General features: G+C 73.4%; 16 protein-coding genes. 5 read left to right on the top strand and 11 right to left on the bottom strand.

Translation table 11 applies throughout. The annotated features are described in order from the left end of the window. Positions 1-2: 2 nt before the first annotated feature. A complete protein-coding gene (gene rimP / locus OG736_RS31500) occupies positions 3-539 on the bottom strand; it encodes a ribosome maturation factor RimP (protein ID WP_327185374.1) in 537 nt (178 codons plus the stop codon). Between the two features lie 226 nt (positions 540-765). On the opposite strand from rimP, the gene OG736_RS31495 reads away from it, so the two are divergent. From OG736_RS31495 to OG736_RS31485, 3 genes are read left to right on the top strand one after another with little or no spacing between them, the layout of a single operon-like run. Then, a complete protein-coding gene (locus OG736_RS31495; RefSeq protein ID WP_327185373.1) occupies positions 766-1,356 on the top strand; it encodes a hypothetical protein in 591 nt (196 codons plus the stop codon). Then, positions 1,353-1,871: a ferritin-like domain-containing protein gene (locus tag OG736_RS31490; protein ID WP_327185372.1), complete on the top strand. Its 519-nt coding sequence runs from the start codon at positions 1,353-1,355 to the stop codon at positions 1,869-1,871. Before OG736_RS31495 ends, OG736_RS31490 begins: the two co-directional genes overlap by 4 nt. Positions 1,872-1,899: 28 nt before the next feature. After that, the gene (locus tag OG736_RS31485; RefSeq protein WP_327185371.1) at positions 1,900-2,799 is read left to right on the top strand and encodes an aminoglycoside phosphotransferase family protein; all 900 of its coding nucleotides are present in this window, start codon (positions 1,900-1,902) and stop codon (positions 2,797-2,799) included. Positions 2,800-3,008: 209 nt separating this feature from the next. On the opposite strand, the gene OG736_RS31480 is transcribed toward OG736_RS31485, so the two are convergent. The 4 genes from OG736_RS31480 to OG736_RS31465 all read right to left on the bottom strand — a co-directional run bounded on the left by OG736_RS31480 (position 3,009) and on the right by OG736_RS31465 (position 6,119). Beyond that, positions 3,009-3,449 carry a hypothetical protein gene (locus OG736_RS31480; protein ID WP_327185370.1) on the bottom strand — a complete coding sequence of 147 codons (441 nt, stop codon included), beginning with the start codon at positions 3,447-3,449 and terminating at the stop codon, positions 3,009-3,011. 179 nt (positions 3,450-3,628) lie between these two features. Beyond that, the gene (locus OG736_RS31475; protein WP_327185369.1) at positions 3,629-4,351 is read right to left on the bottom strand and encodes a WhiB family transcriptional regulator; all 723 of its coding nucleotides are present in this window, start codon (positions 4,349-4,351) and stop codon (positions 3,629-3,631) included. Beyond that, positions 4,348-5,532: a BN159_2729 family protein gene (locus OG736_RS31470; protein ID WP_327185368.1), complete on the bottom strand. Its 1,185-nt coding sequence runs from the start codon at positions 5,530-5,532 to the stop codon at positions 4,348-4,350. Before OG736_RS31470 ends, OG736_RS31475 begins: the two co-directional genes overlap by 4 nt. Next, positions 5,529-6,119, bottom strand: coding sequence for an RNA polymerase sigma factor (locus OG736_RS31465; protein ID WP_327185367.1), 591 nt, complete (start codon positions 6,117-6,119; stop codon positions 5,529-5,531). Before OG736_RS31465 ends, OG736_RS31470 begins: the two co-directional genes overlap by 4 nt. A gap of 382 nt (positions 6,120-6,501) precedes the next feature. Between OG736_RS31465 and OG736_RS31460 the strand changes: the two genes are divergently transcribed. Both OG736_RS31460 and OG736_RS31455 read left to right on the top strand, forming a co-directional pair. Beyond that, positions 6,502-6,924, top strand: coding sequence for a helix-turn-helix domain-containing protein (locus tag OG736_RS31460; protein WP_327185366.1), 423 nt, complete (start codon positions 6,502-6,504; stop codon positions 6,922-6,924). A gap of 212 nt (positions 6,925-7,136) precedes the next feature. Then, the gene (locus OG736_RS31455) at positions 7,137-7,367 is read left to right on the top strand and encodes a hypothetical protein (protein ID WP_327185365.1); all 231 of its coding nucleotides are present in this window, start codon (positions 7,137-7,139) and stop codon (positions 7,365-7,367) included. A gap of 15 nt (positions 7,368-7,382) precedes the next feature. On the opposite strand, the gene OG736_RS31450 is transcribed toward OG736_RS31455, so the two are convergent. The 6 genes from OG736_RS31450 to OG736_RS31425 all read right to left on the bottom strand — a co-directional run bounded on the left by OG736_RS31450 (position 7,383) and on the right by OG736_RS31425 (position 12,612). After that, entirely contained in the window at positions 7,383-7,598 is a 216-nt protein-coding gene (locus tag OG736_RS31450; protein ID WP_327185364.1) for a ferredoxin, read from the bottom strand. Positions 7,599-7,601: 3 nt separating this feature from the next. Next, positions 7,602-8,819 (bottom strand): NADH-ubiquinone oxidoreductase-F iron-sulfur binding region domain-containing protein, encoded by a 1,218-nt coding sequence (locus OG736_RS31445; RefSeq protein ID WP_327185363.1) that lies wholly within the window; start codon positions 8,817-8,819, stop codon positions 7,602-7,604. Continuing rightward, on the bottom strand, positions 8,816-9,397 hold the full coding sequence (locus OG736_RS31440; protein ID WP_327185362.1) for a ferric reductase-like transmembrane domain-containing protein: 582 nt from the start codon (positions 9,395-9,397) through the stop codon (positions 8,816-8,818). Before OG736_RS31440 ends, OG736_RS31445 begins: the two co-directional genes overlap by 4 nt. Continuing rightward, positions 9,394-10,368, bottom strand: coding sequence for an FAD:protein FMN transferase (locus OG736_RS31435; RefSeq protein WP_327185361.1), 975 nt, complete (start codon positions 10,366-10,368; stop codon positions 9,394-9,396). The genes OG736_RS31440 and OG736_RS31435 overlap by 4 nt, the downstream gene beginning before the upstream one ends. Further along, a complete protein-coding gene (locus OG736_RS31430) occupies positions 10,368-10,796 on the bottom strand; it encodes a hypothetical protein (protein WP_327185360.1) in 429 nt (142 codons plus the stop codon). Before OG736_RS31430 ends, OG736_RS31435 begins: the two co-directional genes overlap by 1 nt. 115 nt (positions 10,797-10,911) lie before the next feature. Further along, positions 10,912-12,612 (bottom strand): proline--tRNA ligase, encoded by a 1,701-nt coding sequence (locus tag OG736_RS31425; protein ID WP_327185359.1) that lies wholly within the window; start codon positions 12,610-12,612, stop codon positions 10,912-10,914. Positions 12,613-12,696: the final 84 nt, after the last annotated feature.

Raw genomic sequence — 12,696 nt, 5'->3', positions numbered from 1 at the left:
GGCTACGCCTCCTCTTCCATCTCGTTCTCGTCGTTCTCGTTCTTGGCGTGCTGGTCGCTCTTGTCCTTGCGGTTGAACTCGACCTGCACGCGGGCCTTGTCGATGTCGCCGAAGGGGAGTCTGCGGGTGGTGGCCTTGCGGCCCTTCACGCCGGGGACCTCGAGATCGAGTCCCTCGTCGTCGACCGTCAGGATGCGGGCGACCAGCTCGCCGCCCTCGGTCAGATGGAACCGCACCAGCCGGTCGACGGCACGTACGTAGTGGCGGTGCTCGGTGAGCGCGCGCTCCGCGCCCGGGGTGCCGACCTCGAGGGTGTACTCGCCCTCGCCCATCGCGTCCGTCTCGTCGAGCTTCGCCGAGAGCGCGCGGCTCACATCGGCGATCTGGTCCAGGTCCGCTCCGGAGTCGGAGTCGACGACGACGCTCAGCACCCGCTTGCGTCCGACGGAGTCCACGGTGATCTCTTCGAGGTCCAGTCCCTGGGAGGCGACGAGCGGTTCCAGGAGCTCTCGCAGCCTCTCGCTCTGGGTGGTGCTCATCCGGGTGACTCCTCGGCCGCGTGTGCTGTTGTGGGATGGGGCTCGTGTCTGGTCAAAGGGTATCCGGTCGCAAGGTGTGTTGCCGTCCACCTGTGCACGGAGGGTGGCGGGCCCTCGCGGGGCGGTGCCGCTGAGTGGTACGGGGCGACCGCGCGGGTACGGTGATCACGGGCCCGCCGCCCACCAGGACGCCAGTTCCGTACGAGTTCCCCCGAGGACGCCTGCCGTGCCGTTGCCCCTCCCCTCGCGAACCCCCTCGGGGCCGCGCAGAAGATCCCTGCTCGCGTCGGCCGCGGGAGCGGTGCTGCTCGTGGGCTGCTCGTCCGGTACGGAGGAGCCCGAGGAGAGCGCGAGCGGCAGCCCGTCGGTCGCCGAACGGGCACGCGCGCGTGCGGCCGGGGAGAGCGGCGAGCTGGTGGCACGGTACGACGCCGTGCTCGCCGTCCATCCGGCGCTGACGGGGCGGCTGGGGCCGCTGCGGGCGGAGGTCCTACGGCACGTGGAGGCGTTCGGAGGCGCGGCGAAGGCGTCCCCCTCCGCCACCGGTTCCGCCACCGGTTCCCCCACCTCCGCCTCCCCCACGGTTTCCTCGACGAGCTCCGCCTCGGTTCCGCCGGCCGATCCCTCGGCCGCGCCGTCCGCCGTGCCGGTCACCGACACGGACGCGCTCGCCGGGCTGGCCGCGGCGGAGCGGGCGCTCGCCGACCGCAGGGCGACGGAGCTGCTGGACGTCCCGGGCGAACTGGCCCGGTTGCTGGCCTCGGTGGCGGCGGCCGGCGCGGCACACGCCTATCTGCTGACGGAGGGGGCGCGATGAGTGAGGCCACGAGCGCGGAGCTGACGGCACTCCAGGCGGCGCTGGCCGCCGAACACGCCGCCGTGTACGGGTACGGGGTCGTCGGCGGGCGGATCGGCGAGGCACGGAGCGCCGAGGCGCGGGCGGCCTACGACGCGCACCGGGCGCGCCGGGACGCGCTGGTGCGCGAGGTGCGCGACCTGGGGGCCGAGCCGGTCGCCGCGAGCGCCGGATACGCGCTGCCGTTCCCGGTGCCGGACTCCGCGGCGGCGGTCCGGCTCGCGACCGAGCTGGAAGAGCGCGTGGCCGGGGTGTACTCCGACCTGGTGCGGGCAGCCGGGGACGCACGGCGCCGGGAGGCCGCGGGCGCGCTGCGGGACGCGGCGGTCCGTGCGGTGCGCTGGCGCGGCGGGAGCGTAGCCTTCCCTGGTCTCGCCGAGCGGACCGGTACGGATCCGGCCACGGGCTCGGCGTCCGTACCGGCAGCGGCCACGCCTCCGGCGGCGGCAGCGCCCTCGGGTACACCGGCGGCTTGACCCGAAGCAGGAAGGGAACGACTCGCGCATGGCTTTCGAACCGCCGCAGCGTCTGGTCAGGGCGCTCGGTGAGACGGCACCGGACGGTGACGGCTGGTTGGAGAAGCTGCCGGAGGCGGCCCGGCAGGCCGTCGCCCTGCGCGAGTTGACGGTCGATCGGGTGCAGGTGCCGGGCGGCCGGAGCAGCATGGTCGTGCTCGTGCGGCGCGCGGACGGGACGCCCGCCGTGCTGAAGCTTGCCCCACCCCGGTTCCGGCCGGAGGCGGAGCGGGCCGCGCTGACGCACTGGGACGGCCTGGGCGCCGTCCAGTTGCTGGAAGAGCCGCAGACGGCGGGAGCACTGCTGCTCGAGCGGCTGCATCCCGATGTGTCGGTGCGGTCGCTGGCGGAGGCGAAGGCCCTGCTGGAGGCGGCGGGCACGTTGCGGCGGCTGTGGGTGGAGCCACCGGCCGGTCACTCGTTCGAGTCCGTGACCGACCGGACCGGGCGGCAGGCGCGGGCGATGCGGGCGAGCGCCGAGACGGAGCCCGAGGTGGCCGTCCTGGTGGACGCGGCGCTCGCCGCCCGTGCGGAGCTGCTGGCGGGACCGCCCGAGCACCGGCTGCTGCACGGCACGTTCCGGCAGAGCAAGGTGCTGGCGGGTGAGCGGATGCCGTGGCTGGCGGTGGGGCCGGATCCGGTGGTCGGCGAGTGCGCCTTCGACCTGGCCCGGCTGGTCCGCGACCGGGTGGAGGACCTGATCGCCTCGCCGTCCGGGGCGGCGACGACCCGGCGTCGGGTGAAGCGGCTCGCAGAGTCGCTGGAGCTCGACCAGGAGCGGCTGCGCGGCTGGACGCTGTTCCGGGCGGTGGAGTCGGGGGTCCGGGCGCGGCGGGTCGGGCGCACCCGTGACGCGGAACTGCTGTTGGAGTTCGCGAGCTGGCTGTAGCGGGGGAAGGCGAGCCGCCGGAACGCAGGCCGCCGGGCCGCAGGTGGACCGCCGGCCCGGTCGCGCGGCAAGCGCGCGGTGCGGACGGGACAGCGCTCCCCTGCTGGAGGTCCCCCGGCAGGGGAGCACTGTGGGTCCGGCCGACGTGCCTCCCGAGCCTGTCGACCGGAGTCTCGCGGGGTGGGCCGCGCAGCGCGTCCCGAGCGGTGTCAGTGCTCGGTCGATCGCGCCTGCGGCCGTCTCTCGGCGGGGGCCGCGAAGAGAGTTCCCTCGATGGCCAGCAGACGGGTGTGACTGCGGATGTGGGCGGCCTGTTCCGCAGCGGTGGGACCGTCCCGTTGCAGGTGCCCGGTGGCGCGCTCCGTGTACGGGACATGCGCGAACAGCGGGATGTCCCTGGGGGGAAGACGCCAGGACAACTGCCGTCCCCCGGCCACCAGTCGCAGCAGGTGCGTGCCGTCCGGCCCGGCGCCGACGGCCGGCGCGACGACCGCGCTCGACGGGTGCAGCGCCGCCAGCCAGGCGAGGAGGTGCGCGCGTTCGAAGGAGACGCGGGTCAGCTCGCGCTCGAAGGAGTCGGCGTGGCGCTGCCAGCGGGCCAGCTCCTGGCGGCAGTCGTCCAGGTCCGGGGAAGGTCCGTGTCGTAACACGGTCTCCGGCCGGGCAGTTCGGCCTGGCGGTCGGAAGAGGCGGCGAAGGGCGGCCATGCGGCCGACGCGGCGGGCGACTCGGGAGCGGCGGTTCCGGGAGCCATCGGACAGGGGCTCTTCGGGCGGACGGCCCGTCGGGGATGTGGACATGAAGTACTCCGGTGGCGGTGGACGAGAGGTCACTTCCGGGGCGTAAGGGTGGTGGTCCCGGCCGTGCCCCACAGCCGGTCGCGGGCACCGGTCCCCGCCCCGACCAGGACCGACGCCGATCCGTCCGCCGTGCCCGGCCGGGCCTGCGTGGCGCCGCGAGGTGCGGCCGACACCGGTGCCGGGGAGCCCTCCGAAGGGCACCGCACGCTGTCCGGCGGCAGCGGGACCTCGGTGTTCGCGGCGGCGGGGTCCCTGGCGGCTTCGTTCCGGGCACGGGTGGTGCCGGTGCGGCGGTAACGGCCGACGCTGCGCGCGTTGGCGAGGCGGCAGGCCTCGTCGACGGGCTCCCGCAGGCGCAGATGCCGCTGGTAGGCCGCCCGGGTCCCGCACCGGGCAGGCTGTCCCCGGGGCGCGCCGACCGGTGCGCGGGACGCCCCGGGATCGGCGGCCGGCCCCGGCCACGACCCGTCCGCCTGACGCTCCAGGGCATAGCGCTGAGGACCGGTCAGGCCGGCGATGACACCGTCTCGATGGCACTCGGGCAGTCCCTTCTCACGTATGAGCACGGCGGCCCTGCACTGGGCCAGCACGGGACAAGCCGCGCAGATGGCCACGGCACGGGGCGAGGACCGGCGGGAGAACCAGAGTTCCGCGTCCTGGTACCGGCAGGCGGCACTCGACTCCCATGCCCGGCTCCCCCCGTCCCCCTCTCCCCCGGCGCCGGTCGGCCCCCTCGACCGACCGGCGCTCATCGGACCGGCCCCGCAGGGCCGGCCGTCGGCACCGACGGGACGAGCGGCCCGAACGGTTCGCCCCAGGCCGGCCGGTGCGACGGACCCACCGGATCTACCGGATCCACCGGATCCACCGGTTTTGGCTCCTGTGCCTGCGCGTCGTACTGCTCGTGGTCCTGTGCATGGTCGCGCGCGTGTTCCTGCGCCTGTTCCTGCGCATGCGCATGTTCCTGTTCCGGCAGCCCCGAGGCCGTCCACAGGTCCTGCAGGTCCGACGTCACCCGCGGCCGCGGCACGTCCGGCAGCACGCCGGCCTCCGACACGTCCACCATCGCCCACGACCCCGGATCGTCCGGCAGCGTCCGCGGTACGGCCGCGGTCGGGAGCACGTGCGGTACGGCCGCGACCGGGAGCGTCCGCGGCACCACCACGTCCGACGGCGCCGGCGGGGGCGACGAGATGCCCGCCGGCCCGCTCACCGTGGCGTCGTCGTCGGGCCGCACCGGCGACAACGGCCCCAGGTAGAAAGCCACGTTGGCGAGGGAGCACCGCTCGGGCCGGCCGTCGAGGGCCATCAGAGGCATGCCGTCGCTGCTTCGGCGGCCCTCGAAGTACCAGACGCCCCCGTACCCGTCGCGCAGCGGTGAGGCCAGGTCGTACAGGGTCTCGCCGATCCGGAACCGGCGCTTGTCCTGTCCCGTCGTCGGCTGGGGCGGCGCCGTGGAGGCGCTGCGGGCCACCACCGTCACCCGGACACCGTCGCGTTCCCCCTCGCCCGTCCGCGTGTGGGGCTCGGTCCGCTCACCGACGCTCGCGATACCGAAGTACGAGCGCCAGCGCGCCCATTGGGCGGGACCGTCGACGCGGAGCAGGACCCGCACCCGGTCGCCCTCGACACGGACGGCGTGCGGACCCGGGTGGGTGTCCAGGTGCCCTTCGATGGCGCGCGCCACATGACGCGCCCGTTCGCAGGCGGTGTCCCAGGTCAGGGCCTGCCGCTCCAGCTCGGTGACCGGTCGCCCGGTGCGGGACCAGCTGCCGTCCGGTGTCCGGTACAACACCACACCGAACGAGCGCTCGGGGTCGACGAGGAGACGGGCCGAGTCCAGCGCGTGCGCCACGGCCGCCGCCTGCTCGGTCCGGACGGTCGCCAGCACCGAGCGGATCACGCGCGCGGCATGGAGCACGTTCCCGTTCACACCGCCACCGTCCCGGCCGTCCAGCGCAGCTTCTGGAGCGCCCGGTGGGTCAGCGCCTTGACGGCTCCGACCGTCCGACCCATCGCCTGGGCCGTCTCCTGCGCTGTCAGTTCGTCGAGGAAGCGCAGTTGGACGCAGTGGCGCTGCTCGGCGCTGAGCGAGTGCAGGACGGTGCGGACCGTCTCGTGCGCCTCGACGGCCTCCAGTTCGCGCAGGGTGCGCGACTCCGGGCCACGGCCGGGGACCTGCGGGTCCAGGAACTCGGCGACCGGGGTCTCCAGCCGGGTGCGGCCCCGGCCGAGCTCGTCCAGGTAGAGGTTCTTCGCGATGGTGATCAGCCAGGCGGCGAACGCCGTGCCCTGCCAGACGTAGCCGTCGATGCGTCGCAGCGCGCGGGTGAACACCTCCTGGGTCAGGTCCTCGGCCAGGTGTCTGTTGCGTGTGCGGACGAGCAGAAAGCTGTACACGAGGCGGTAGTGGTCGTAGTAGAGCGTGGCGAACGCCTCCCGGTCGCCCGCGCGGGCCCGGGCGATCACCTCGGGTTCCGGACCGTCCGGAGCGGACGTGACGTTGTTCGGTGCGGACACAGTGGGTACTCCCGTCGACGTCGTGCGGGGTGCGGAGCGAAGGTCCCTCCGCATCTTCAATATGCATGTAGATGTAGATTGCTCCGGCGGGCGACCACCCCGCCCCGCGGCGACGCGGGGCGGCCGGTGCCGGAGATACGGAACCGCGGCTCCGGCGCGCGGGGCGCCGGCCCCGCCGGGCCTATCTACAGTCTTCACGTAGATGCATACAGTGTCAAGTTATGCACGGAACGTAAGGTGCGGGTGGGGTGTCGCGAGGGGGAGCACGGGGGCGCAGGTTTGCGCCACTGCTCCGACAACGCTCCGGCGTGCACCTGAAGCCGTGACCGCCGGTCTGCGATCTACTTGCGCTTGTAGATATTGATGGCCGATCCTCTGAGGCGTGACGAACCAGCAGAGCCGCCCAGGAGACCCAGCACTCGGCAACGACCCGGCACGCCAGGACGTGGACCTGGCGATTCTGCTGGATCGCCTTCTGTCACAGGTTCCGGGAAAGACCCAGAAGGACCTGGCTTCGGCGGCCGGCATCTCGTACCCGACGCTCAACGCGTGGATGAACCGCACGCGCGGCACCTCACGCATCGACCCGGAGAAGTTGCGGGCCATGGTCGACGTGTTCCGGCGCTGGGGGGTACCGACGACACCGCGGGAGTTCTTCGAGGCGGTCGGCCGTCCCGCGCCCGGACCCAGCGGGGACGAGCGGGAGGCGCGACTCCTCAAGCTGTACCGGCAATTGCCGGAGGCACGTCAGCGCGCGTTGCTGAAGGACGCCGAGGCGATGCTGCAGGTCAGCCGCATCACCTGAGGTCAGCGGCGCCACCGCGGCCCCCGGGCAGGCCGTGATGCCCGGGCCCGGGCGGACCCGCAAGGCGATCCGCACCGTACGAATGAATATGACCGAAACTCCCCCTAGCCGCGACCGCCAGGACTACCATCAGTCAGCCGCTGGCCTCCCGGAGCGGATCACTCGTGTCGTTGTGCATCCCTGGGGAGACAGTTGTGTGCATCCACATTTCATTGACGGACAATCTGCCCGAAATTGCGGTCTGGGACCCGGATGAGGTCAGTATCCGCGTGGCCAGCGGCGTCCAGCTGAGTGACGTGCTCCGGGAAGTACGCGACATTCTGATGATCGACCTGGGCGCTCCCGCCTCACGGGGCAGCACGCTGTGGTGCTTCTGCGGTATGCGGGTGGAGCTCCCGCGTGAACTCACGCCCCACGGCCTTCTCACGGCCGAGGTCTGCTGATCCCACTGCCCCTCGTCAGCCCGCCTGTCCCGGAATCAACGCCAGTGCGAGGACCGGGCAGTCGGCGGCTGCCCGCCGGGCCCGTCGCACGGTGTCGGCGGGGACCGGGGCGCCGTCGACCAGGGGGTAGCCCCATTCGTCGAGGGTGATGTGTTCGGGGAGGAAGTCCGCGCAGAGGCCGTGGCCCTGGCAGGCCGTCCAGTCGATGTCGATGTGCTGGGCCGTGCTCATGGGTCAGCCCTCCTCGGGGACGGGCAGCAGGGGCGTGTGGTCGGTCGCGGTGCAGTGGCCCCGGGAGTGCGCGTCGACCTCGGCGGCGAAGGTGGTCAGGGCGCTGCGGACCAGGCGGACGGTGCCGTCGGGGTGGTGGCAGGCGCCCCGGCCCTCGACCAGGCCCGACCAGCGGGCCAGGTCGGCGCGGACGGCGCCCCGGGGGCCGGGTACGGCGAGGGTACGGAAGGCGGCGGCGATGCGGGGCAGGCCGTTGAGGCAGGGGCCGCACTGACCGGCCGACTGGAGAGCGAGATAGCGCAGGACGCGCGCGGTCTCGGCCAGGCCGCAGCGGTCGAGGGGCAGCGCGGCGAGCACGCCCGCACCCAAGTAGCTGCTGTCCAGCGCCAGTTGAGCCGCCTCCGGGGCGGGTATCCAGGTGCCGTGATAACCGCCGACCAGCACCGCTCGGACGCCTTCCAGCGGCAGCAGTCGCCTCAGGGGCAGGCCGTAGGGCGCCTCCACCACCCGGGGTTCTCGGCCCGGCACATGGACCGTGCACAGCACGCTGCCGGGCTGGGTCGGGGTACCGGCCGTGCGGTACCAGTCGGCGCCGTAGCGGGCGACCAGCGCGAGGTGGGCCAGGGTCTCGACGTTCTGTACGAGGGTCGGGGCGCGGTGCACTCCACGCTCACGGACCGGCGGACGCTGGTGGGTGGGCAGAGCCGCGCCGCCGGAGACGTACCGGGCGAGGGCGGCGGCCTGGCCGGAGAGGAACGACTTGGGCAGGCGGACGACCTTCACCGGCAGCGGGTCCGCGGTGCGCTGGGCGAGGGCGGATTCCAGCCAGGTCGCGCCGTCCTCCACGGCGAGGTACGCCTCCCCCGCGCCGACCGTGCGGGCCGCCAACTGGAGCCCGTCCAGGACGAGATGGGGCGACAGCCGCAGCAGCGCCTTGTCCTTGCGGCTGGCCGGTTCGCCCTCGGCGCCGTTGGCCACGACGACGGGAGCGTGACCGGTACGCCGTCCGGCCTCCGCGACGGAGACGAGCTTGCGGTACGTCGGGAAGCCGGCTCCGCCGCGCCCGGTGAGGCCGGACTCGGCGACCGTACGGAGCAGGGTCTCGGGGTCGCCGTGGGACAGCGGGCCGTAGCGCTGGTGGTGGGTGGCCAGGTCGGCCGGCGTGGCGCCGGGGGCGAGGAGACGTGGGGGCATCTGGAGGTCCGGGAAGGTGGCGGTCACGGTCGGGCTCCTTCGGCGGTGCGCAGGAGGGCGGCGGGCGTGCGGCGGCCGGCGCGGGCGGCGTGTGCGAGGCGGGCGGCGAAGGCGGCGACCGCCGTGGCCACGCAGGCGACGGTCAGCCAGGTCATCCAGTCGGCGCCGGTGTCCGTGCCGATGCCGATGCCGTGGACGAGCGCGACCGGCCAGGAGGCGTACGCCAGCCAGTGGACGGTTCGCCAGGTGCGGTGGCCGAGGCGTTCCCGCAGCAGGCTGGTGACCAGGACGGCGAGCATCAGGTCCAGGGCGACCGTACCGAGGCCGAGCCAGAGGGGCTGGTAGTCGCCGACGAAGGGGACGAGGACGTCCACGACGGTGATGTCGACATAGCCGTCCACGACCGCGGCGGTGATGTGCAGGGCCAGGAACGCGGTCGCGGAGAGGGAGAGCGTGCGGTGCAGGCTCATCGTGCCGAAACGGGGGAGCCCGGGGAGCCGGGTTCTCGACCGGACCGCGATTCCCAGCAGGACGACGACCGTGAAGAGGACGAGGCAGACGGCACCGGTGGCACGGTTGGCGTACCAGAGGGTCTCGGAGGTCACGCGGCCGCCTCCCGTGCCAGAGCGGCCGACGTGGGCCAGCCCGGCGTGGTGAGGACGGTGCCGTTCTGGGCCACCAGACGCGCCGGCAGGCCCCGCCGTCGCAGCCACCGCTCCGCGCCCGCGCCCTTCACCAGGGCCGCCGTGCTCGCCGCGTTGGCGTCGGCGCAGGTCGCGGCGGCGACGGAGACCGTGCGCCACGGGGAACGGACCGGCAGGCCGGTACGCGGGTCGATGATGTGGTGCAGGTCATGACCGCCCCGCCGCCAGCGCCGGGCGGCCGTGCCCGAGGTGGCCAGGCCGCCACCGCGCAGACCCACCGATTCGTAGGGGCCTTCGGCGGGGGTCTCGTCGACGGATCCCGTGATGTCCTGGACGCGGATCTGCCAGCCGTCCGCCGGGGGCTCCCCCGCGACGGCCGTGTCGCCGCCCAGACTCACCAGGACTCCGCAGCCGGCCGCCGCGGCCAGCGTCCCCGCGGCCCGGTCGGCGGCCCACGCCTTGGCGGTGGCGCCCAGGTCGAGGCGGATGCCCTCGGGGACGGACACCGTGCCGGTCGCCCGGTCCAGGCGCACGGTGCGCCACCCGGGGGTGCGCCGGACCGTGAGCCGGACCGGTCGGTCGTCCTCGCGGACGAGGGTGAAGTCGCGGTCGTAGCCGAGGGCGTCCATCGCGGAGCCGACGGTGGGGTCGACCGTCCCGTCGGTGGCCTCGGCCGCGCGCAGGGCCACGTCGAGGGCCTCGGCGAGCAGCGGGCTCACCCGGACCGGGCGGCCGGCGGTGCCGTCGAGGGCGGCCAGTTCGGAGTCGGCGCGGAAGCGGCTGCACGCCGCGTCGACCTCGGCGAGGTGCCGGGCGAGGAGCAGGTTGCACGACTCCAGCAGGGCCGGGTCGGTGACGACCAGGCGGACCGTGGTGCCGAGGGCCCGCCACTGCGCGGCGGCCGTGGTGCGGGACGCGAGGGAGGCACTCATCACGACGCTCCCGAGGTGGAGTCGGCGGAGCCGCCGGAGGAGGAGGTGAGACCGCTGTCCGAGGAGGAGCTGCCGCCGTCGGAGGACGACGAACTGCTCGACGAGGAGTCCGTACCACTGTCGGTGCTGCTGCCGTCGGTTGTGCTGCCGTCGGTTGTGCTGCCGTCGGTTGTGCTGCCGTCGGTTGTGCCAGTGTCCGTGGACCCGGTGTCCGTGGACCCGGTGTCCGTGGAGCTCGAGCTGGAACTGGAGCTGGAGTTGCCGCTCGTGCCGCTCGCCGTCGTCTCGGCGTCGGCCTGCATGGTGCCGACCAGGGCGAACACCCCGGCCGCCGCCGCGAGCGTGACCGCCGCGGCCAGGGCGGCCGTACGCCGCGCACCTCTGCGGACCGCTGCCGCGGCCCCCCGTTCCTCTTCCCTGGTCGCCATGACCGTTCCCCTCCGCAGTGACGTTCTGTCACGCCCTACGGTCGGGGAACGGCCTGAGAGAAGTCTGTGAGGCAGCCATACGCCCCGGCAGAACTCCCTGAGACGTTGCTTTAAATCAGGCCGTCAGCCGGGCGATCGCCTCGTCGACCGTGAGCTCCTCGCGCTCACCGGTCCTGCGGTCCTTCAGCTCCAGGACGCCCTCGGCCGAGCGGCGGCCCGCCACCAGGATCTTCGGCACGCCCATCAGCTCGGAGTCGGTGAACTTCACTCCCGGGGAGACGCCGGCCCGGTCGTCGACCAGTACGCGCAGCCCGGCCGCGCGCAGCTTCTCGGAGACGTCGAGCGCCAGCTCGGTCTGGAGGGCCTTGCCCGCCGCGACGACGTGCACGTCGGCCGGGGCCACCTCGGCGGGCCAGCACAGGCCCTTCTCGTCGGCGCTCTGCTCGGCGAGGGCGGCGACCGCGCGGGAGACGCCGATGCCGTACGAGCCCATGGTCACGCGGACCGGCTTGCCGTTCTGGCCGAGCACGTCGAGCTTGAGGGCGTCGGCGTACTTGCGGCCCAGCTGGAAGATGTGGCCGATCTCGATGGCGCGGTCCAGCTTGAGGCCGGTGCCGCACTTCGGGCAGGGGTCGCCCTCCTGGACGACCACGACGTCGACGTACTCGCCGACCTCGAAGTCCCGGCCCGCGACGACGTTCTTCGCGTGCAGGCCCTCCTTGTTGGCGCCGGTGATCCAGGCGGTGCCCGGGGCCACGCGCGGGTCGGCGATGTACTTCACCTTGTCCAGACCCTGCGGGCCGACGTAACCGCGGACCAGGTCCGGCCGGCCCACGAAGTCCTCGGCGGTGACCAGCTCGACGGCGGCCGGGGCGAAGTGCGCCTCGACCTTGCCCAGGTCGACCTCGCGGTCACCGGGGACGCCCACGGCGACGATCTCGCCGTCGACCTTGACCAGGAGGTTCTTCAGGGTGGCCGAGGCCGGGACGCCGAGGTGGGCGGCGAGGGTCTCGATGGTGGGGGTGTCCGGGGTGGGGATCTCCTCGAGAGCGGCCACACCGTCCGCGTCCACCGGCTTCGACTCGTACGTGATCGCCTCGGTGTTGGCAGCGAAGTCGCAGTTCGGGCAGTCGGCGAAGGTGTCCTCGCCGGCGCCGGCCGGGGCGAGGAACTCCTCCGACTTGGAGCCGCCCATCGCGCCCGCGGTCGCCGCGCAGATGCGGTAGTCCAGGCCGAGGCGCTCGAACACCTTCTGGTACGCCTGGCGGTGCAGGGCGTAGGACCGGGCAAGGCCCTCGTCCTCGGTGTCGAAGGAGTAGGAGTCCTTCATGAGGAACTCACGGCCGCGCAGGATGCCGGCCCGGGGGCGGGCCTCGTCACGGAACTTCGTCTGGATCTGGTAGAGGATGACCGGCAGGTCCTTGTACGAGGACGCCTGGTCCTTCACGATCAGCGTGAAGATCTCCTCGTGGGTGGGGCCGAGGAGGTAGTCGCCGCCCTTGCGGTCCTGGAGACGGAACAGCTCCGGGCCGTACTCGTCCCAGCGGCCGGTCGCCTCGTAGGGCTCGCGCGGCAGCAGGGCGGGGAGGCTGACCTCCTGGGCGCCGATCGCGTCCATCTCCTCGCGGACGATGCGCTCCACGTTGGCGAGGACCTTCTTGCCGAGCGGCAGCCAGGACCAGATGCCGGCGGCGGTACGGCGGACGTAGCCGGCGCGGACGAGGAGCTTGTGGCTCAGGACCTCGGCGTCCGCAGGGTCGTCGCGCAGCGTCTTCGCCATCAACTGGGACATGCGCTGGACCGGTGCGTTCGCCATGGTTCTCGTACTCCTGCCGAAGGGGGTCCCCCGCTCGAGCGCCACCGAGAGCGGAGGAGGGTGTTGGCTAGGAGGTTAGCCGGG

Origin of the sequence: Streptomyces sp. NBC_01334, assembly GCF_035983595.1 — a bacterium.
GTDB classification, from domain to species: Bacteria; Actinomycetota; Actinomycetes; order Streptomycetales; family Streptomycetaceae; genus Streptomyces; species Streptomyces coriariae.
Note: the sequence above shows the minus strand (reverse complement) of the source record. Positions and strands in the feature narration are given on the sequence as shown.